Source organism: Paenibacillus sp. FSL R7-0331, assembly GCF_000758645.1.
GTDB lineage: Bacteria > Bacillota > Bacilli > Paenibacillales > Paenibacillaceae > Paenibacillus_AQ > Paenibacillus_AQ camerounensis.
On sequence record NZ_CP009284.1, the window covers coordinates 5,249,203 to 5,269,516 of the forward strand.

A 20,314-nucleotide genomic window follows, 5' to 3' on the forward strand; every position below is an offset into this window, starting at 1 on the left:
TTACTGTATTAGATTTTTTTTTGTTAGATCCTAGTGCTCAAGCAGGTAAGCACGGGACAGGTCGATTGCACCGCTGAAGTCAAGAGTTACACCTTTGAGGTACTCTTTAGTCAGGGAGTTGTTAGTGTAGTAGTAGAGTGGAATAACAACCATGTCATCCATCAGGATTTTTTCAGCAGCTACGAATTTCTCTTGACGAACAGCATTGTCAGCAGAAGATTTAGCTTCCTGAATCAGCTTGTCATATTCAGGGTTAGCATAACCACTATCGTTGTTACCGCCGCCAGTTACCCACATATCCAGGAATGTCATTGGATCATTGTAATCCGCAGACCAGCCGGCACGTGCTACCTGGTAGTTCAGGTTGTGTCTATCTTCGATGAACACGCCCCACTCTTTGTTTTCCAGCTTAACTTCAACGCCAAGGGCTTTTTTCCATTGGTCAGCAATAGCTACAGCAATTTTCTGGTGACCTTCACTTGTGTTGTAAGTTACTGTGAAGCTCAGTTTGTCCAGACCTTCTTCTTTCAGACCTTCATCAAGCAATGTTTTAGCTGCGGCAAGATCTTCACTGAAGTACTGGGAATCAGCTACTGCAGTACGGAATTCTTGTTCGTTGCTCTGGATACCAGTTGGTACAAAGCCGAATGCTGGCAATTGTCCACCCAGTGTGATGTTATCGATGATTGGCTGACGTTCAATCGCCATTGCCAGGGCTTTACGGATTTTTGCGTTAGTGAATGGTTTTTCAGTTACATTGAACTGGTAGTAGTAAACGCTCGCGATACCTTTTCTTGAGAACTCGTTAGGAAGTTCTTTTTCAACGATTGGCAGCTGTTCAGTTGGAATTTCACCAATTGGAGCGCCTGCACGGTCAAGTTCGCCGTTTTTGTAGCTCAGCAGCTCAGTTGCACCACTGTTTACGATGGAGAAGTTGATTTGTTGTGCTTTGATATCATCAGCAGCGTAGTAAGAAGGGTTCTTAGTTACTGCCAGGGATTGACCAGTAGTCCATTCAGTCAATGTGAAAGGACCGTTAGTAATTTGAGTATCTACTGTAGTTGCCCATTTTGCATTGTCCTTAACAGAGCTGTGTACTGGGTAGTACGTATAGAAAGACAGCAGACCCAAGAAATAAGGTGTTGGGTTAGCCAATGTTACTTCAAGTGTTTTTTCATCAGTTACTTTGATACCAACTTGGCTGAAATCAGTGATTTTGCCAGTGTTGAAATCCTCAGCACCTTTGATGTAGTACAGTTGGTAAGCGTAAGGAGCTGCTTGTTCTGCATTAGGATCAAGGACGCGTTGCCAAGCGAAAGCAAAATCGTTAGCAGTTACAGCGTCGCCGTTGCTCCATTTGGAGTCACGAAGATGGAAAGTGTACACGAGGCCGTCAGCGGAAATATCCCAGGATTCTGCAACGCCTTCTTCAGCTTGTCCTGTTTCTGCATTTTGACGGGTAAGTCCTTCATACATCAATTTCAGAATAGCATTGGATGTGCTATCTTGAGCTTGTTGCGGGTCAAAAGTTGGAGGCTCGGAGCTCAAGTTAATTTTGAGCGTTTGGTCAGCAGCCAGCTTTTCACCACCGGTGTTACCTGTGTTCGTTCCAGCATTGTCACTTGGCGCATTAGTCGCCGCTGCGTTGCCGCTGTTTGCATTGTTGTTACCGCCGCAGCCAGCAAGCACTGTGCCGATAACAAGAACCAATGCAATCATGAGCAATAGACTTTTACTCTTCTTCATCTAGCAGTTCCCCCTAAATAGAATGTGGTATATGGTTTATGATTATACAACCAGTGGTCAAAAAAATCTAGAGCAATATTTTCTGAAAACACATTTTTTTTAAAAACAGAAAATTTTGTGACAGTGACGCTTCACCGGAGCAGCGGAACATTACATCGCTTGTGATATGTATTGTATAAGGACAATGATCTGAAAAAGAATGTACAGAACGCCTAAAAAAAAGAACGCGAGCCGCCAAACCGCCCGGAATAAGCGCCTTCCGTCAACCTTTCCCTTAAGGCGGTTCTGGGCACCGCCAATCAGTCCGGCGGATATTAATACAATAAGCAGTATAAAATAAAACCCGAATCGCGCATCAAACAGAAGATTAAATAAAGCAGAAACAGAAAGCAATAAAAATAAGGTTGTCACATCCATTGCCAGCATTAACGTTCGTTTTCTGTCCTTTTTCAGCCCTGTTCCGATAAAATAGACAATTAAAAAAGGAACAACCGGAATGACTCCCAATGTTACAAATGAATTTTGCAGCAGCTCCAATCAGCTTCACCTCTCTCTCGCACTCATGCCTTCGACAAGCTGGCAAATCCAGCGGTGCAGTGGAACCTGAATCCCCCGGCGCTCAGCCAAATCCACAATACTACCGTTAATCCAGCGGATTTCAGTCTGCCTTCCGGCAAGCACATCGGCCAGCATCGAGGAGATATTCCCCGAAGTTGCACGGCACACCTCGGTAATATGCTCCCAGGCATCCTCCTGGTAGGTAATACCGCAGGCATCATACACAGCAACTGCTTCGGCGTAGAGCTCCTTCATCAGCTGAACCCGCTGACGGGAGGCCAGCAGCTCGCCATTCTGTATGCGCCACAACGCGGTAAGCGGATTAATTACGGCATTGATCAAGAGCTTCCGGTAAATCAGGGTATTCACTTTGTTCGACATAGAGGCGGAGAATCCTGCTGTTAAGAGTGCATCCGTGAAACTTTCCGCCGCCTCCTCCAGAGACAGCTTGTCCGTTTCAGCAATAGTATGACCATCTGTTTCCTGCCCTATGTATACTTCTCCTCTGCCGGAATGAATAACCTCTGTTAATGTTTTCCGTTTGGCCGCTTCTGTAGTTACAGCCGCCCAGACTGAGGCATGCGGCAGCAGCTGCCGGAGCTTTTCTAAATGTCCGTAACCGTTTTGAAAGCAGACCGCCTGCAGCCTGCAGTCCTTCAAGGGCTTCAGCATATCCGGCAGCGCCTGGTGGAATGCCTGTTGCTTGAGCGTCACCGCTACCCAATCACCGGGCTCACACAGATATATTCCCGCAAAATCCTCTGCCGCGAAAGCAGTGAAGCTAGTTCCGGGAACAAATACAGGATCTGTTCCGTCCTCATAGCTGACAGTTAATCCATCCCTCTGGAGGGCAGCAGACTGTTCCCTGCTCCGGCACCATAATCTGACGTCATAGCCGGCATGGATAAGCTTTCCTGCAAGCAGCAAGCCCATTGATCCCGCTCCGATTATATCTATTTTCACGCCGCTTAGCCATCCTTCCAATAATTTCCCTCATTATAGCCTGCTGCTGACCCTAATTGCAAAAAAAATAAAAGCCGCTCAACGCTTGCCTTCCGGCAATCGTCTGCAGCTTCTACAGGAAAGATATTTACTCCATTCGTTCCAGATTTCCGTTTGCATCCATTTTAAATCTTGTTTTCAGCTCTTCTTCTTCTTCATTAAGGAACGCGAGTCTGCGTGCCCGGTCCATAATCTGAATTAGAGCCTTGTAATCATCGTTTACAACCCTGTAATCGCTCTGGGCCAGATTCACCTCTTTGGACAGCCGCTCATTCTCTGACCGCAGCTCCAGCAGCTCATCCTCTTTATCCCTGAGATCGCGCTCCAGCATTTTGAGCTGGCGGCCTGCCTCCTGAAAGGTACCCTTCCACTGTCTCAAAAACCGGATGACTGCATCAATGGAGAGTGAGCTTTCATTTAAGTTGTCACTTCGACCGTATTCTTCTTCAATGTCCCCCAGAATCAGGCCGGCTACCTGCGCTCCTCTGTTTACCGGCTGCTTTTTCAGATAACTCCGCTTCTGGCGCTGGCCTTTAGCGATACCGATGGCATCCTCATAGCTTTTCCGGACACAGCTGTTCCAGCGGAAACCGCAGGCTGCCGAGGTTCTGCCGATCTTTTCCCCTACCTCTTCAAAAGCAGCAAGCTGAGTACTGCCCTCCCGGATATGACGCAGTGTTATTTCGGCCAATATCAAATCATCTTCCGCACTCCAAGCATCCTGTCTAACGGCTGTCATAAAGCCTAACCCTCCTAACAACATCTTAAAATAACCATCCTCATAACCGGCAGCTCCGCCGGATAGTGAATAGGATAAAAGCTGCTTACTCCATTTCTATGCCTCTGCTAGAGTTCATAGAATCTATTTGATACTAAATTGTATTTCCATTTTGTTTACACCTCATACGCAGAACGCTATATTTTTCCATCGAAAGAATATGTCAATTGCAAAAATCATAATTATTATAAAAATGTACATTTTTTTCAATGAATTCGTTTACAGTTTTTTATGCGGCAGGTATAATAGATCCAAAGAAGCACTTTTCGGGAATCATTTCTAAGAAGGGGGATACTCTCTTGGACCGTATGTTCCGCGTATTGGGATTCTTCACGCTTACCATCGGGCTTATGGCCTTCGCTGGCGGCTTAACGGAAATGGCTCTGCTCTTCTTTTTACAAACCGCATTCTTTGTTGTACTGGGTTATATGAAATTTACGGAGAAGACGTATATTCTGCTCTTCTGGGGCTATATGATCGTAACCTTCACGGGCTTTAGCTACTGGACGGTCTTCCAGATGGGGCTGCCGCTGTAACTTTTGCAACAGATCATACTGAGGTGCTCCTTTATAAAGGAACACCTCCTCTTTTTGAGGGTCCGTTCGGGGTTCCTGCAAGGGACCTGAGCCAACTTCCACGCCAAGGCCCCACTTTGTGGGGTTATTTTGTGTGCGGCTGCAGGAAAACAGGGTATGATATTTTAACAGGACAAAACATAGTAATAGTACATACGGGTCTATTCTGCAAAAGGTGGTGGTGTAGTGCTCTCCCGCAACAAGGCAATCCGAAGGTTCGTATTCCTGATCATCCTCATCTCAGTTACTGTACTTCTGCCTCCCCGGGCAGCTTACCCTTCAGCAGGCAACGGCACCGCAGCCGCCCCTCCTCTCTCCTTCCCGGATAATGAAGAGACACGCAGGCTGCTGGAAAAGACACTGTCATCTGCCGAAATCGAAAAAGAAATCGCCAGAATTACTGCTGAGCAAGCCGTTCTGGAGGAGAAAGCAGCAGAGCTGACAAAACAGGCTGCTGTCAAACAAGCTGCAATATCCGGCCAGCAGGAGCGTGCAGGTGCCATTGTCCGTTCTTATTATATGGGTGAAAGGGACGGGCTGCTCTCGGCTGTGCTGTCAGCCAAAAGCATCGGCCGGGTGCTCGCCCTGTATGATTATTACGAGATTATTATCAGGCAGGACCATGATATTCTAAGGCAGTATGAAGGGGAGTACAAGGATCTGAAGGCCACACTTTCGGCTGCAGAGCGCAGCTCAAGAGAGCTGGAGGAACTAAAAAGCGCGCTTGTGGAGCAGCAGGTACGGGTGGCCGCATTGAACGAGGAGATAGAAGGCGGCATCAGGGCAAGCAGTGATCCTGAAAGCATGAGTGCGCTCCTGAATGAATTCACGAAATACTGGGAGAACATCGGCCTGCACGAGGTAAAAACTTATTTCAAGGCGCTCTCTTCGGCCATGAACCGGCTGCCCCAGTTCATACAGGGGCGTGACGGTATTCTCACCCGCAAGGGAATGACCTATAATCTGGCCCTGAAGGAAGAGGATCTGAACGAATTCCTGGTTTCACAAAACAAACTATTTGAAGGTTTTAGCTTCAGGTTCGAAAACGGCAGTGTTATCGCCTCCGGCTCAAGCGGCGGCTTGACGCTTACCCTAACCGGCCGTTACAGCATACAGGAGGAGCCGGTTAACGGCCTGATGTTCCACATCGACAGTGTAGTGTTTAACGGTCTCGAGCTGCCGGAAACGACCCGCCGGGACCTTGAGGATGAATTCGACCTCGGCTTCTATCCCGGCAAAATAGTCTCTTTCCTGCATGCTACCGAGGTAGAAAGCAAAGACGGCGTGCTGTATGTGAAGCTGTCCATTTCATTCTGAGTCCAGTCCCGTTGCTGCTGTATACTCTGCTGCGTCCAGCTTGCCGGTCAGCAGCAGGGTAACCGCATCGGAAACGGCATCCCAGCTGAGCCCGTCCGGCTGTGCAGTAACATCCTCCTCCGCTATGAGGAGGTTTATGTCAAACGGAAGGCCGGCAATCTCCGGCTGCGCCGGGTTGTACAGCTCCTCCAGCGCCGGCAGCCGGTTCGTATTCTCCAACCATTCCAGCTGTGCCGTAGCAGAGGTTATATAGGCCAGCCAGTTGACTGCGGTTTCCGGGTTCGCCGAGCCTGCAGGGAGTGCAAAAAAACGGCTTTGCATCGCTTCATATATGGTGCCGGACTTAGCCGGCGCCTTGACCGACAGCGAAGCATTGCCGTTCTTCTGCCATTCGGACAAGGGAAGGACTGCCAGCGCCAGCTTACCGCTCTGAAGCATATCCCATAGTTCCGTATTGAAGCGGCTGCTTAGATAAAAATAACTGCGGGCCACCTGTACCCAGTCCAGCGCAGGGGTATAGTCCCCATTCATGCTTAGCCCCATACTTTCCAGCAGAGCAGAGAAACCGTAAGCATTGCGGCTGTCCATGGCCAGCAGGTACTTCTCAGTGCCCGGCTCCTCCTCCTGTTCCTGCTGCCCCCGCAGCTGATTCAGCAGCCCGCCCCATTCTTCCAGACTTTCCGGCGGTTCGGCAAAGCCCAATTCAGCCAGCCTTTGCGGTGAATACACCAGTACATAAGGATCTATATCCAGCGGAATTCCCCAGTTATAACCGTTCCACTGCATTTGCGGAATCAGCACCGTCAGCGGCACACTGCCCGGCACACTCTGATATACATCTACCGGCAGCAGATATCCGCGCGTTGCCAGGTCTGCAATATTCCGCCCGTCGGTCATAATAATGTCGGGGCTCTCCATAGTCGCCAGCTCCGTTTTGAGCATAGCAGCATTTTCTTCATTGTCCACATTGCTGATAAACACCTGGATTCCGGTTGAAAGTGTAAAGTTGCTGCTGATCCGCTGCAGCGCCTTAAGCTCCCCGCTGCTCATGGATACCCGGATGTTCAGGCTGGTTACATTATTTTTGTCTCCGGAATCCGGCTGCTCGGACAGCCTCTGTGGCTGTCTCGGCGGGTAGTCCCCTTCGGCGGTATCCAGCTCCATGCTTGGCGACAAGCTTGTCAGCGCCAGCAGCAATACCGCGAACAGCAGCCAATAGTTTTTGCGTTTAAGCATGTTTCTGTCCCTCCCGGCTAATCGTTCCTTCCCCATTTTACCAGATGTTGCGGTGGTTGTCTTTCGGCTTTGAAAACGTTCTCTTTCTATTATATATGTTATGGGGCGGAGGTACCGTTTAAACCTGAACACCCTCTTTCGGGATTGGCCGTGACTCCGGAGAATGTTTGGACTTCCGGCCGCTGTTGTCTGCAGATTTCTTCATTTAACCGCTGTCCGCAGTGGAAATCCGCAGACAAAGGCGGACGCTTCCGCTCCTCAAGTTCCAAAATTCCCCTCCGCCACTTTTCCCTTATAGTATTTTCAAGTCCAAACCGGAACCCCGCCCCGTGCGGGGGCGGGCAGGCAAAAGCCGGGAGGAAAGTTTCCTCCCGGCTTTTGTGTATGCAGTCACGGGCTTTGGCCCGGGGGCTGCATGTATTTACAGCAGATCGGCAGCCAGCTGGGCCAGGCGGGAACGCTCGCCCTTTTCAAGAGTAATATGGCCGCTGATGCCCTCCTGCTTGAACTTTTCAACGATATAGCTGAGACCGTTGCTGGCCGCATCCAGATACGGATGGTCAATCTGCTCAGGGTCACCCATCAGGATAACTTTACTGCCTTCACCGGCACGGGAGACGATGGTCTTCACCTCATGGCGGGAGAGATTCTGCGCCTCATCGATAATGATGAACTGCGACGGGATGGAACGTCCGCGGATATAGGTGAGCGCCTCGACCTGGATACTGCCCAGGCCCATCAGGATTTTATCTATATCCCCGGCTTTTTTGGTATCGAACAGGAATTCAAGGTTATCATAAATCGGCTGCATCCATGGCCGGAGCTTCTCATCCTTCTCACCGGGCAGATAACCGATATCCTTCCCCATCGGAACTACGGGACGGGCGATCAGCAGCTTTTTGTAGCGGTGCTCATCTTCTACCTTAAACAGTCCGGCCGCCAGGGCCAGCAGCGTCTTGCCTGTACCCGCCTTGCCGGTAATAGTAACGAGCGGGATGTCCTCATTCAAGAGCAGTTCAAGCGCCATCCGCTGCTGGGCGTTACGGGCGCTGATGCCCCACACTGCGTCGTTGCCGAGATATAGCGGCTCAAGCCTTGAAGCATCTCCGTTTACTTTTAGTAAAGCTGACTTGCCGCTGCCGATCTCATCCTTCAGAATAACAAATTCATGCGGATACAGCTTAAACGATAAGTTCAGCTGCTTCACGGACAAGGAGCGGTTGCTGTAATATTCATCAATCAGTGAAGGATGAACCAGCAGGGACTGATAGCCGGAATAGAGCTCATTCAGATCACCCGTGCGGTCGGACAGATAGTCCTCCGGCGTTATTCCAAGCACATCCGCTTTTATGCGGACGAGTACATCTTTACTGACGAGTACCACAGGACGTGGTTCAGCTTTTTCATTCTCCTCCAGGAGATAATTAAGCGCCACAGCCAATATCCGGTTATCATTCGAGACTTCCCCGAACATCTCCTGTACCTTTACGAAGCTGCGGTGGTTCAGTTCCACCTTCAGCGTGCCTCCATGCTCAAGCACTACACCACTGTGTAAGTGACCCAGCTCACGGAGTCCGTCTAACAAGCGTGACACGGTGCGGGCGTTGCGGCCGATTTCATCGGCGTTGCGCTTCTTGGAGTCGATTTCTTCCAGAACTACAGCCGGAATGACTACTTCATTCTCCTTAAACGCAAAAATCGAATTGGGGTCGTGCAAGAGCACGTTAGTGTCCAGTACAAATATCTTTTTCATGATATCCCCTCCACAGCGCCTGGTTTGATTGATCATACATAACTCTTTTCAGCAAGGGCAACATAAGGTAAAGTACTGATTTTGGACTGAAAGGAGTATTTCATATGAGAAAATCAATGTGTCTGTTGCTGGTACTGCTGCTGCTGACAAGCTGCGGTATCGCTAATAAAGAGTCATCACCCTCTCCTCAGAGTAAACAATCGCCTGAAGCGTTAAGCAGCCAGGGGAAGCATGAGGTGCAGAAGCTGTCAAATGACAACGGCACAAGCCTCAATAACAGCGGACAACCTTCTGACGTACAGGACAGCGGTGATGTTGCACTGAAGGATCACTTCGAGCAGCTGGCCAAAAGAGTTCCAGGTGTAAACGGAGCCCACTGTGTCGTAATGAACAAACTTGCCGTAGTCGGCATTGATGTTGACGGGGCACTTACGCGCTCCCGGGTAGGAAGCATTAAATATTCAGTAGCCGAGGCAATCCGCAAGGACCCCCGCGGCGTCAAGGCACTGGTCACAGCCGATATGGATCTGTCGGGCCGGCTGAAGGATATGAGCCGGCATATCTCGCAGGGCAACCCTATTTCCGGCTTCGCCTCAGAAATGGCGGACATCATCGGCCGGATTATCCCGCAGCTTCCCGAGGATACTAAACCCCAGAACAACAATCAGTAGAAGCTTCGCCGCTGAATCACTCCCTTATATTGGTATAAAGAGTGGACAAAAAAAGCCTAGTGAGGTTATCACTGGGCTTTTTGCATGGCGGCAAACACTTGTCCGTCCAGCTTCTCAGCCGCACGCGCGTCGTATACCTTTGCATATCTCGGGGCGGACTCAAGCATTGCGCCGTAGAACAGCGCATTACGGACCGCTTCAATTTCAATGTCAAAGCAGCACATCTTAAAAGGCACATCCTGCAGCGGATCCTGTCTCACAGCAGCACGCCCGTTAATCGCATGAACGGTACCCTCGCCAAATACTGTGATTGTCACAAGCGGATTGACCTTCATGTTATTTACCAGTCTAGAGCGGTGATCGACCGCCAGGCGCACGACAGAAGGGCTCACGGCATAAATCCAGGATATGGCCGTAGACGTAGGCCCTCCGGATTCCGCATCTACTGTGTTAAGAAGAACAAATGTTTCCGATTGCAGCATGGATAGCAGGGTTTCATTGAGCTGAGCAACGGCTTCGGACATAAGTACAGGCCCCCTATGCGGCAAATGTGCATTCAATTTATTATATTATAGCACACGCGCAAACTTGCATTCAATTTCGAGATGTTACCATACCGTGCTCAGGGTGTCCCGGATGGATCTGCAACTCCCGCCAGCGTACTCTGCAGGCTTTTCTTCGCATTCTCCAGCTCTGTATCGTTAATATATACATACGGGCTGCGCCAGGTTCCTGTCACCGGCACGAAAGCAATATTCTCTTTGGAAATCTTCCAGTAAGTAGCAATCATGCTCTTGATCTGCTCATTCTCAATATCGGTTGTCAGATTGCTGCCGACGGCATCCATTACATTGCCGATTTTGAGCACACCGCCCAGCGACTGCATCTGTCCGACCAGACCGTTCAGCACCTCGTTCTGGCGCTTGTTACGGTCAAAGTCATCTGAAGCCGCCGTCTTAGGGCTGCAGTTGGATTTGCGGTAGCGTACATAATCGAGCGCGTCATCGCCGTTCAGCTGGGCCGGACCTTTTGTAAGATTGATATCCGTGCCGTCTACACTGTCGGTATAACACATATCCGCACTGATGTTCACATCTACCCCGCCAAGCTCATCAACAATATCGCGGAAGCCCTGAAAATCAAGCACCGTGACATAGTCGATATCAATATCCAGATATTTGCCCATCATCGTCTTCATCTCATCCTTGGCAGAGATACCTGAGCTATCCTCTTTACCCTTAAACCGGGCGTAATACGCATTGATTTTATTCTTCTTATAGCCGCTAAGCTCCACATAGGTATCCCGGGGCAGTGAAACAACGGTTGCTGACTCTGTCTTCGGATTAAGTGCGACCACCATAATCACATCCGTCAGATTGGAGGGATGCTGCGGACGGTTGTCAGTGCCAAGCAGCAGCATGGTCAGCGGCTTTGCGGAGGCAAGCTGTCCGCTGTCAACAGCCTGGTCCGTCCCAAAGCCGCCCTTCTCAAACTTATAGTACAGATATCCGGCGTACCCGAGTCCGCCAACCACTACAACCAGCAGCAGCATCAGAAGCATTCTGGTTAGTCTTGCAAAAAAGCCGCGTTTTTTAGTTTTTTTCTTATTTGTTTTGGTTTGCGGGGCAGTCCGGTTCTGTTGTCCTCTGTTCCCCTGTGGTCCGTTTGATCTTGGAGGCAGGCTTCCCTTGCTGTTATTCATAATGGAGTAAAGTCCTTTTCAGTTCACATGGATTTTGGTTCAAGCTACTAAATAGACGAGATACGGATGCAAAAGTTGCGGTTACCGGAGTTTGTCACCTGCTGCAGCCTTCTTCCGTTTCTGCCGGGCTTCCACCAGATAGCGGACCCGTACCAGCAGCATAAGCCCCACTGCGACCAGCAGGCACTGAATAATTGGCAGCTTGTCGTGCTGAAAGATCAGCAGCATGCCGGAGCCAAGGGCCATCATCAGATAGAGCACGATTTCCTTGCCGAACGGGAGCTTCTGATTAACACGGAAGACACGGTTATACACATAAGTCAGCAAAACAAAAATGACGATATAAGCGACTATCGGATGATCAGCGAACCAGCTCTGCATAGCCTGTCACTCCTCTTCGGATCTAAAGATCGCTTACATTATATCATCCCTGCCCATATTAATCCTAAAATTTGAGCAATTGCCAAAGGACATAACAAAGCCGCCGGATTAATCATCCGGCGGCATGAATGGTCAGCTTAAGCCTGGCTTGCTTGAGCCTGCTTACGCTGTTTTTCTACACGCTCGCGCTCACCCTTGTTCAGGATCTTTTTACGAAGGCGAACAGATTTAGGAGTGATTTCACAATATTCATCATCGTTCAGGTACTCAAGTGCACCTTCCAGCGAGAACATACGTGGAGTTTTCATTTTTACCGTTTCATCCTTTGTAGCGGAGCGCACGTTAGTCAGTGCTTTTTCCTTACAAATATTAACGATAATATCATTATCGCGGGTATGCTCACCGACGATCATACCTTCATAAATGTCAGTCCCCGGCTCCAGGAAGAGGATACCGCGGTCTTCAACACCCATCATGCCGTAGAATGTCGTTGTTCCGGTTTCGCTGGATACCAGCACACCCTGGTGACGTCCGCCAACCTGGCCGCCGATCAGCGGAGCATAGCTGTCGAACGCATGGTTCATTACGCCGTATCCGCGGGTCAGTGTCAGGAAGTGTGTATTGTAGCCGATCAGGCCGCGTGCAGGGATCAGGAATTCCAGACGTACCTGGCCAGTACCGTTGTTGATCATGTTAACCATTTCGGCTTTGCGTGTTCCAAGACTTTCCATAACGGAACCCATGCTCTCTTCCGGAATATCAATCAGCAGGCGCTCAAGCGGCTCCATCTTGGCCCCGTCGATTTCCTTCACGATAACTTCAGGCTTGGAAACCTGCATCTCATAGCCTTCACGGCGCATATTCTCAATCAGAATCCCGAGGTGAAGCTCACCGCGTCCGGATACGATAAAGGCATCAGGGCTGTCAGTTTCATCTACGCGCAAGCTGACATCCGTTTCAAGCTCTTTGAACAGACGCTCGCGAAGTTTACGGGAAGTTACCCATTTACCTTCTTTACCTGCGAACGGGCTGTTGTTCACGAGGAAGGTCATTTGCATAGTAGGCTCATCGATCTTCAGAACCGGCAATGCTTCCGGGTTAGCCGGATCGGCAATCGTTTCACCGATGTTGATGTCCTTGATACCGGCAATCGCAACGATATCACCTGCGCCGGCTTCTTCGGTTTCAACACGCTTCAGGCCCTGGAAGCCAAACAGCTTCTCAATACGGGCAGTCTTACTCTTGCCGTCACGCATAATTACCGTTACGGACTGGCCTTGCTTAATCACGCCGCGGTTAACACGTCCAACAGCAATACGTCCCAGATATTCATTGTAATCCATCAGGGTTACGAGGAACTGCAGCGGCTCGTCAACTTTTTCGGTTGGTGACGGGATGTACTTAGTGATGGTGTCGTAAAGAGCCTGCATGTTATCGTCCTGCTTCTCAGGATCAAGGCTTGATGTACCGTTAAGTGCGGATGCATACACAACCGGGAATTCCAGCTGTTCATCATTTGCTTCAAGCTCAATAAACAGATCCAGAACTTCGTCGATAACTTCCTTCGGACGGGCAGCCGGACGGTCAATTTTGTTCACAACAACGATTGGAGTCAGATTCTGCTCCAGCGCTTTGCGCAGAACGAACTTCGTCTGTGGCATGCAGCCTTCATAAGCATCAACAACGAGCAGTACGCCGTCAACCATCTTCATAATCCGTTCCACTTCGCCGCCGAAGTCAGCATGTCCCGGGGTATCTACGATGTTGATCAGAAATTCTTTATAGGTAATGGCAGTATTTTTGGCAAGGATAGTGATTCCGCGTTCCCGCTCCAGATCGTTGGAGTCCATTGCACGTTCCTGCAGGGTTTCGTGGGCGCTGAAAATACCGGATTGCTGCAGCAGCTGATCGACAAGTGTTGTTTTACCATGGTCAACGTGGGCAATAATCGCGATATTGCGGATTTCTGTTCTTGAATGCATGATTTGTATCCAAATCCTCTCATTTATCAAATTAAAAATGTTTAAATTCATGACTTCTCACGGCAATCTCACAAAAGAAGCGCCTGGCAGAAAGCCGACGCTCCAACATTTCTTAATTCTATAGTGAAAGTACCATGAAAAGCAAGTCTTTTTATGAAAAAACGATTTCCAGCTCCGTGTAAATTTTCTAATTTGATTTGCTTGATTACCAGCCGCCATTCCATTTTTTACGGCTTCCCTGCTTCCTGCGGCCAAGCATCAGCCAGATTCCGGCAGCAACCAGTAAAATGCCGAGCAGATAGAACACTCCAGTGCCAATCATACTGAACACCAGCAGCACCAGGCTCAGCACACCGAGAATGACTGCAGCTGCTGTAATGCCGCCGTTCCGGGCGGGAGAATAAAAAGCATATTCATAGAGACCGACAGCTACGCCAAGCAGAAGCACCGGCCACAGATGGCGCATGTATCCCCAGCCCCAAGTATTGCAGAAGCCCAGCAGAAGCCCGTACACCGTCAGGATACCGGCGGGAATCAGCACAGCAGCTGAGGCGCGGCGGCTGAAGAATAGCACATGCAGGAACAGGCCTGGAATCAGAATTACGAGCGGCCACAGGGCCCGTCCGAGAAATCCGAATACCCCCAGCTTTCCAAACAAGATGATCAGGCCGGCGGCGGCAATGAATATCCCCAGTTTCATGTCTTTATTTGATGACAATGTTCACCCATCCCTTCAAAGTTCACTTCTTTACGCTGGATTCCAATTATATTTTAGCTGAAACAGCCATAAAACGCCATCATTCCGCAGCTTTTTCCCGGCGGAAAACCGCGCTTCCCTAAGAAAAGCAAAAAGGCTGCACCCAAGCTTATCCAGCTTCAGGCACAGCCTCCATTATTCCCGCTTCCGTTCAGGCCGATACCAGCCTTTTCCTGAATACGCCTGTCAAAACAACAATGATGCCCAGCGCAACCGGCAGAAGCGTATGATAGGACGGCAGGAAGAACGAGACCACCAGCCCAAACTTGGCATCCTGCAGCAGCATGTCCCCCGCCGTATGGGCGAGAATAAATGCACCGATGTAGACCAGAACCGGAAAACGGTGCAGCCAATTGACGATAATTCCGCTTCCCCAGACGACAATCGGAATACTAAGCATGATTCCGATGACAATCAGGGAAAGATCCCCCTTAGCAACTCCGGCAATGGCCAATACATTATCGAGGCTCATGATGAAGTCTGCGAGCAGAATCGTACGGATCGATTTCCATACACTTGAGCCCTCATCGCGTACAGTGACCTCGTCCTCCTCATCCAGCAGCAGCTTGAAGGCAATCCACAGCAGCAGAATCCCCCCGCCCGCCTGAATAAAGGGGATTTTGAGCAGCAGTACAGCCGCGAACGTCAGCACGCATCGCAGAGCCACTGCTCCTGCCGCCCCCCACCAGACCGCCATTTTCCGGTGCTTCTCCGGCAGATTTTTGCTGGCCATCGCGATCACCATCGCATTGTCTCCGCTCAGCACAAGATTGATCATCAGAATTTCCCCAAGTAAAACTATTGAATCCATAAGCTTCTTACCTCCCCGGACTACATGTATTACATGTATGTCCACAGCGGGCAAGCTATGCTTCCTGTCCTATTATTTCTGCTTATCCGGATTAGAGCCTAGAACCATTCCTCCTGCAGCCCCGGCTGGGCGGGCACAAGATCATGCGGCTTCTCGTCACCATAAGGTGTGATGATAACCGTCTCGGTTCCTGCAACCGCTTCATCCAGCCGTGCTGCATATCCGGGCAGTGTAGCCTCAATTTTATCAATAATCCGCAGGTTGGGATTGGTTGTGGGCGATTTCGGAACAAACAGGGTGCAGCAGTCCTCATAAGGCAGAATCGACAGGTCATAGGTTCCGATTCTCTGCGAAAGCCCCACAATATCGCTCTTATCCATCATCACAAGCGGACGGAGCAGCGGAAGTGCGGTGGCCCTGCCGATAACATTCATGCTGGACAAGGTCTGGCTGGCCACCTGCCCCAGGCTGTCTCCCGTTACAATAGCCAGCGCACTCTCGCGCTCAGCCAGCCGGGTGGTAATTCTCAGCATCGCCCGCCGCATCAGCGTAATGATCAGGTTGTCCTGCCCGATTCCGGTAAAAGAGGTCTGCACCTCGGTGAACGGCACCAGATGCAGCTTTATGACGCCGGCGTAACGCGACAGTACACGCGCCAGATCCACCACCTTCTGGCGGGCCAGCTCGCTTGTGTAAGGATAGCTGTAGAAGTGGACACACTCGACCTCAAGCCCCCGGCGCATTGAGGACCAGGCAGCTACCGGACTGTCGATTCCGCCGGAGAGTAGCAGCATAGCCTTGCCGTTCGTTCCCAGCGGAAATCCGCCGACTCCGTCAATCTGGTCACAGAATATATAGGTTGCCCCCTCACGGATCTCCAGCTTCAGCTCAAGCTCCGGCGACTTCACATCAACCAGCAGCCCGGGATAACCCTGCAGCAGCGGTGTGGCAATCAGCTTATTCATTTCAATCGAGCCGTGCGGGAAGTCTTTCCATACACGGCGCGCGCTAACCTTGAAGGTTGTCCCCTGCGGCGGGGCAATAATCTCAAGGAATTCCCGGCTGGCTTCCAGAATCTCATTGAAATCCGAACGGGCAACCTTGACCGGGCTGATTGAAGCAATGCCGAACACGTTCTTCAGCGCCTCTGCCAGCTCATGTGCCGGCTCTCCGTTCAGCGTGACATAGATCCGCCCGAATTCTTTGCTTAGTACAGCCTCCGGATAAGGCTTCACCATTTCTTTAACATGACGCAGCACCGTCTTTTCAAACCGGTTGCGGTTTTTACCCTTCAGCATAAACTCCCCGAAGCGCAGCAGCAGCATATCGGCATAATCTATACTGCTTCCGCGGCCTGCCCCGGAAGCAGTTCCATTCTCTCTCATTATTTATTCCTGCCTCTCTCCACTAGCTTTAATGCTTGCACTGCAGCCAGCAGCGCCTGTTCCAGAGCTGCGATATCCGCAGCTGTATGAGTGTCGCCCAGACTGATCCGTACCCCGCCGAGCGCGGCAGAGGAATCCCTGCCCATAGCAAGCAGAATGCGGCTCGGCTCGGCCAGCCTTGAAGAGCAGGCAGACCGGGTTGAGACGGTCATCCCCAGCTCTTCCAGCTTGCGGGCCATTACTTCACCGTTAACAGCCGGATAGGAAAAATGCACGATATGCGGCGCCCCGCTATATGTGCTGTTCACCGTAAACTCCGGAATACCGGACACAAAATCCAGCAGCCGGTTCCGCAGCGGTGTAACCTGCTTACTATACGTTACTCTATTTTCTGCACTCATCCGTACTGCTTTGGCAGAAGCGACGATTGCGGCTGTGTTCTCCGTTCCCGCCCGGTACCCCAGCTCCTGCGATCCGCCGGTTAGCAGCGGAAACAGTGCAACGCCCTCTCTGACATACAGTATGCCTACACCGCGCGGACCGCGGAGCTTATGGGCAGACAGGCTGTACAGGTCGGCCTGCCATTCCTTCAGCTCTGTTGCCAGCTTACCAAAGCCCTGCACGCCATCCACATGGAACAGCGTGCGGTGGTTGGCTGCCTTAACCAGCCGCCCGATTTCCGCAAGCGGCTGTACAGCGCCGGTCTCATTGTTGACATGCATCACGCTGACCAGGACGGTATCCCGCCGGACAGCAGCGGCAATCCCGGCCGGATCTGCTACGCCATTGCTGTCAGGAGCCACAAAAGTAACCTCCCAGCCCAGTGCCTGCAGCTGCAGGCAGCTTTCGTACACAGAAGGATGCTCGATCTGCGTGGTAACAATGTGGCGCCCCCGGCCCTGATACTGCAGGGCCGCTCCTTTTACCGCCAGGTTGTTGCTTTCGGTTGCTCCCGAAGTGAACAGAATCTCCTGCGGCGTTACCCCAAGAGCAGCTGCACAGACCTCTCTGGAACGTGTCAGCAGCCTCGCGGCTTCTGTCCCGGCCCGGTGCAGCGAGGATGGATTCGCATAAATAAGCCTCATGATCTGCTCCATCGTCTGTACAACCTCCTCATACGGCGGGCTTGCAGCAGCATAATCCCAATACAGCATATATTTAAGTTCTCCTTTGTTAGGGTCGGTTAATCCATTCATGCGGTACATAGAGACCTATAGAATACCTTATTGTGTAATTCTTATAAAGCCTGTAAGCAAAAAAAGGACCAAACGTCAGGCCCGCCAGTGAGTTCCGGCAGCTTTCGTTTGATCCTGTTATTATAGCGCGTATTCAGCACGGGCGCGTTCAATTTTAGCGATATAGGCCTGAGTTTCCTTCGGAAGCTGGCCCAGCTTCTCCATCAGCTCTTCATCATTACTTACACCGAGCTTATTTACCCGGCCCGGACCTGCATTATAAGCGGCCAGCGCCATCTTCTCTTCTCCGTCATAACGCTTCAGCTGGTAGGATAAGTAACGCACGCCTCCGTCGATATTCTGGGCAGGGTCAAAGGGGTCAGAGACACCCAGCCCGTTCGCGGTTCCATCCATCAGCTGCATTAGCCCTTTGGCTCCCGCCGACGAAACGACATTCGGATTAAAGGAGGACTCGGTATCAATAACCGCCTTAATCAGATCGGCCGGCACGCCGTATTTGGCGCTTGCCGTCTGTATCAGCTCCTCATAGTCCGTTGGCACAGTCTCTTCGGTTCCTGAGGAGATACTGCTGTAGCCTATGCCAGTCGCCCCAAGCTGCTGCCAGATCAGGCTGCTCATTGCTGTAGCACCGGCTTCCAGGGTACTGCTGCCCCCCGCAGACTGCCGGGCAGCCTGGCTGAGCATCGCGGCAAATTCGGCTTTTGTGGAGCCCGAGGCTTCTGCTGTGCTATTGCTGCCTGACTGGCCAATTGCTGAGCTGCTGCGCAGATTCACCCATTTCAGCTGTCCAAGCCCGTTTGCTGCCGCTGATTCTATACTCATGCTGTACAACCTTCTTTCCGGTTCAATCTTTATATGATCTCCTGGTATATAGAGGCTCTATTTAAAATTTTAGATACGCCTATATTTTACAATTCATTTTCAGTAAATGCTATATACAGACCGCAAAAAACAGACTTCCGACCCTTATAGATAGGTCTAAAAGCCTGTTTCGATTTGGACTATTGAGGTTCAGAGCAGCTATCTGGCAAAGGGAATCATTACAAAATAGCTTAGAGCAGATACAATTCCCAGCCCCATTGCCCAGGCCCCTGCTGTCTTCTGCCCGCGGGAATAGGCATAATAACCAAGCACAGCAGCGATCGGGCCCGCTATAATGGACCAGATGAACAGCGAAACAATTCCAAAACCGAGGGCAACATAGCCCATTTGCTTACTGTCACTATGCTCACCAGCTGTGTCCCGGACCTCTGTGCTGCTGTCAGCCGTTCTCTGCGGACGCACAAGCGGCGGGCTCACTTCGGCAGCATATTCTTCCTGATGAGAAGGATCCATTCTGGGGTAATCTACCCTGCTGCGCGGACGGAGAATCACCTTTCTGCGCACAGCCCGCTCCTGCTTGCTTTCTTCTTTGTTCGAGTCCATCGGATGTCCTCCTATTCGCCCGGCTTAAAGGTCAGACAGCAGGTTGCGGATGAAGTACCGGCATTGTCCTGATGATTCTGAAAGGTCATCTCCTCGGCAAACTCCTCCTTGAAGCTGCTCCCTGCATGCTTGTCGATCTCAATGACGATTTCCTCGGCCCTGCATTCATTTTGAGAGCCCCAATAATGGCAATTGCTGACGCTGCATCTTACAAGCGGTTTGGCGTTTGACATTTTATCATCACCTCAGGATCATTATGTCCGCGCGTCCTGATCTGTATGCGGCTGATCACCAGCAAAAAGAGACCGTCCCTGCCATATTTTCTATGGCAGACACAGTCCCATGCTCTGTTAAATATTCAGTTAAAATGTAGCTCCGACCGCTCAGGCTACACCTGATTTTTATACCTGATTTTGCATCCGCTTTTCAGTCAGGTAATCATTCTCATAGTAGCTGAGATCGTCCCGAAGCTCTTCATATACCTTGGTAATTTCCATGATGATATCGCGCGCTTGACGGACTGGCTTTTTACGGAAACGGATGGCATCCTGGCCTGTGTAGGCGTAGCGTCCGTCTTCGGAGTAGCTTTCATTTTTAGGATAAAAGAAGTTGTTCACTCCATAGTGATATACGTTGTAAAGCGCTTTTTGCGCAAATTCCTCATCAAACGTAGCACGGCGCAAAGCAACCCCGAGCTTCTCGTAAGACATTTCGGAGAAGACCAGCAGATGGCGGAGATCAGACAGGAAACCTTGATAGAATGCCGCTGCTTCCTCATCTTCTTCGGTTACGAGCTGAGGCAATGCATGAGTATTCAGGAATAGCTCCATTTTTCCGATTACGGATTTAAGTTTGTCTCTCGTCGATTCACATAATTTCTGCACATTAGCTGCTGACATGGCGGTTGCTCCCCCTTATTAGTCCTTGCTGTTATGTTAGTCCTTTTTGATATTATAACAAAATCTTTACCGATGCACCTCAACGATGACCGGACCGCTCCTTAGCGGGAGATTTTGTTGCAATATCAAAAAGCTGTTCA

General features: G+C 50.6%; 21 protein-coding genes. 3 read left to right on the forward strand and 18 right to left on the reverse strand.

Features of this window, described 5'->3' with window-relative positions; all coding sequences use genetic code 11:
- Nucleotides 1-30 precede the first annotated feature (30 nt).
- The 4 genes from R70331_RS22640 to R70331_RS22655 all read right to left on the reverse strand — a co-directional run bounded on the left by R70331_RS22640 (nucleotide 31) and on the right by R70331_RS22655 (nucleotide 4,045).
- Nucleotides 31-1,746, reverse strand: a complete 1,716-nt coding sequence (locus R70331_RS22640; RefSeq protein ID WP_042179338.1) for a peptide ABC transporter substrate-binding protein — start codon at nucleotides 1,744-1,746, stop codon at nucleotides 31-33.
- Between the two features lie 150 nt (nucleotides 1,747-1,896).
- On the reverse strand, nucleotides 1,897-2,283 hold the full coding sequence (locus R70331_RS22645; protein WP_042179340.1) for a DUF3397 domain-containing protein: 387 nt from the start codon (nucleotides 2,281-2,283) through the stop codon (nucleotides 1,897-1,899).
- A 6-nt stretch (nucleotides 2,284-2,289) separates the two neighbouring features.
- Complete coding sequence (locus R70331_RS22650) at nucleotides 2,290-3,267, reverse strand: ketopantoate reductase family protein (protein WP_156131176.1); 978 nt, start codon at nucleotides 3,265-3,267, stop codon at nucleotides 2,290-2,292.
- Between the two features lie 127 nt (nucleotides 3,268-3,394).
- The gene (locus R70331_RS22655; protein WP_042179343.1) at nucleotides 3,395-4,045 is read right to left on the reverse strand and encodes an RsfA family transcriptional regulator; all 651 of its coding nucleotides are present in this window, start codon (nucleotides 4,043-4,045) and stop codon (nucleotides 3,395-3,397) included.
- 338 nt (nucleotides 4,046-4,383) lie between these two features.
- On the opposite strand from R70331_RS22655, the gene R70331_RS22660 reads away from it, so the two are divergent.
- Together R70331_RS22660 and R70331_RS22665 are read left to right on the forward strand one after the other, a co-directional pair.
- Nucleotides 4,384-4,620: a DUF2626 family protein gene (locus tag R70331_RS22660; protein WP_042179346.1), complete on the forward strand. Its 237-nt coding sequence runs from the start codon at nucleotides 4,384-4,386 to the stop codon at nucleotides 4,618-4,620.
- Between the two features lie 225 nt (nucleotides 4,621-4,845).
- Complete coding sequence (locus tag R70331_RS22665; protein WP_231576343.1) at nucleotides 4,846-5,976, forward strand: coiled-coil domain-containing protein; 1,131 nt, start codon at nucleotides 4,846-4,848, stop codon at nucleotides 5,974-5,976.
- On the opposite strand, the gene R70331_RS22670 is transcribed toward R70331_RS22665, so the two are convergent.
- Nucleotides 5,968-7,212, reverse strand: coding sequence for an extracellular solute-binding protein (locus R70331_RS22670; protein WP_042179347.1), 1,245 nt, complete (start codon nucleotides 7,210-7,212; stop codon nucleotides 5,968-5,970). The genes R70331_RS22665 and R70331_RS22670 overlap by 9 nt on opposite strands.
- A gap of 421 nt (nucleotides 7,213-7,633) precedes the next feature.
- Nucleotides 7,634-8,965 carry a PhoH family protein gene (locus R70331_RS22675; RefSeq protein WP_039875998.1) on the reverse strand — a complete coding sequence of 444 codons (1,332 nt, stop codon included), beginning with the start codon at nucleotides 8,963-8,965 and terminating at the stop codon, nucleotides 7,634-7,636.
- A gap of 104 nt (nucleotides 8,966-9,069) precedes the next feature.
- Here R70331_RS22675 and R70331_RS22680 point away from each other — a divergent pair, with 104 nt between their 5' ends.
- Nucleotides 9,070-9,636 (forward strand): YhcN/YlaJ family sporulation lipoprotein, encoded by a 567-nt coding sequence (locus tag R70331_RS22680; RefSeq protein ID WP_042179350.1) that lies wholly within the window; start codon nucleotides 9,070-9,072, stop codon nucleotides 9,634-9,636.
- A 68-nt stretch (nucleotides 9,637-9,704) separates the two neighbouring features.
- On the opposite strand, the gene R70331_RS22685 is transcribed toward R70331_RS22680, so the two are convergent.
- The 12 genes from R70331_RS22685 to R70331_RS22740 all read right to left on the reverse strand — a co-directional run bounded on the left by R70331_RS22685 (nucleotide 9,705) and on the right by R70331_RS22740 (nucleotide 20,174).
- On the reverse strand, nucleotides 9,705-10,160 hold the full coding sequence (locus R70331_RS22685) for a PNPOx family protein (protein ID WP_042179352.1): 456 nt from the start codon (nucleotides 10,158-10,160) through the stop codon (nucleotides 9,705-9,707).
- Between the two features lie 98 nt (nucleotides 10,161-10,258).
- A complete protein-coding gene (locus tag R70331_RS22690) occupies nucleotides 10,259-11,338 on the reverse strand; it encodes an LCP family protein (protein ID WP_042179354.1) in 1,080 nt (359 codons plus the stop codon).
- A gap of 81 nt (nucleotides 11,339-11,419) precedes the next feature.
- Nucleotides 11,420-11,719, reverse strand: a complete 300-nt coding sequence (locus R70331_RS22695; RefSeq protein ID WP_042179356.1) for a YlaH-like family protein — start codon at nucleotides 11,717-11,719, stop codon at nucleotides 11,420-11,422.
- 137 nt (nucleotides 11,720-11,856) lie between these two features.
- A complete protein-coding gene (typA, locus tag R70331_RS22700) occupies nucleotides 11,857-13,701 on the reverse strand; it encodes a translational GTPase TypA (RefSeq protein ID WP_042179359.1) in 1,845 nt (614 codons plus the stop codon).
- A 205-nt stretch (nucleotides 13,702-13,906) separates the two neighbouring features.
- Nucleotides 13,907-14,419: a hypothetical protein gene (locus R70331_RS22705; RefSeq protein ID WP_042179362.1), complete on the reverse strand. Its 513-nt coding sequence runs from the start codon at nucleotides 14,417-14,419 to the stop codon at nucleotides 13,907-13,909.
- Nucleotides 14,420-14,609: 190 nt separating this feature from the next.
- On the reverse strand, nucleotides 14,610-15,269 hold the full coding sequence (locus tag R70331_RS22710; protein WP_042179363.1) for a TerC family protein: 660 nt from the start codon (nucleotides 15,267-15,269) through the stop codon (nucleotides 14,610-14,612).
- 98 nt (nucleotides 15,270-15,367) lie between these two features.
- Entirely contained in the window at nucleotides 15,368-16,654 is a 1,287-nt protein-coding gene (gene thiI, locus R70331_RS22715; RefSeq protein ID WP_081947720.1) for a tRNA uracil 4-sulfurtransferase ThiI, read from the reverse strand.
- Nucleotides 16,654-17,808, reverse strand: coding sequence for a cysteine desulfurase family protein (locus tag R70331_RS22720; protein ID WP_042179367.1), 1,155 nt, complete (start codon nucleotides 17,806-17,808; stop codon nucleotides 16,654-16,656). Before R70331_RS22720 ends, thiI begins: the two co-directional genes overlap by 1 nt.
- Before the next feature lie 162 nt (nucleotides 17,809-17,970).
- Nucleotides 17,971-18,672 (reverse strand): lytic transglycosylase domain-containing protein, encoded by a 702-nt coding sequence (locus R70331_RS22725; RefSeq protein ID WP_042179370.1) that lies wholly within the window; start codon nucleotides 18,670-18,672, stop codon nucleotides 17,971-17,973.
- A 198-nt stretch (nucleotides 18,673-18,870) separates the two neighbouring features.
- Nucleotides 18,871-19,275, reverse strand: coding sequence for a hypothetical protein (locus R70331_RS22730; protein WP_042179374.1), 405 nt, complete (start codon nucleotides 19,273-19,275; stop codon nucleotides 18,871-18,873).
- A gap of 11 nt (nucleotides 19,276-19,286) precedes the next feature.
- Nucleotides 19,287-19,508 carry a DUF1540 domain-containing protein gene (locus R70331_RS22735; RefSeq protein WP_042179377.1) on the reverse strand — a complete coding sequence of 74 codons (222 nt, stop codon included), beginning with the start codon at nucleotides 19,506-19,508 and terminating at the stop codon, nucleotides 19,287-19,289.
- A 168-nt stretch (nucleotides 19,509-19,676) separates the two neighbouring features.
- Nucleotides 19,677-20,174, reverse strand: coding sequence for a YpuI family protein (locus R70331_RS22740; protein WP_042179379.1), 498 nt, complete (start codon nucleotides 20,172-20,174; stop codon nucleotides 19,677-19,679).
- Nucleotides 20,175-20,314 lie beyond the last annotated feature (140 nt).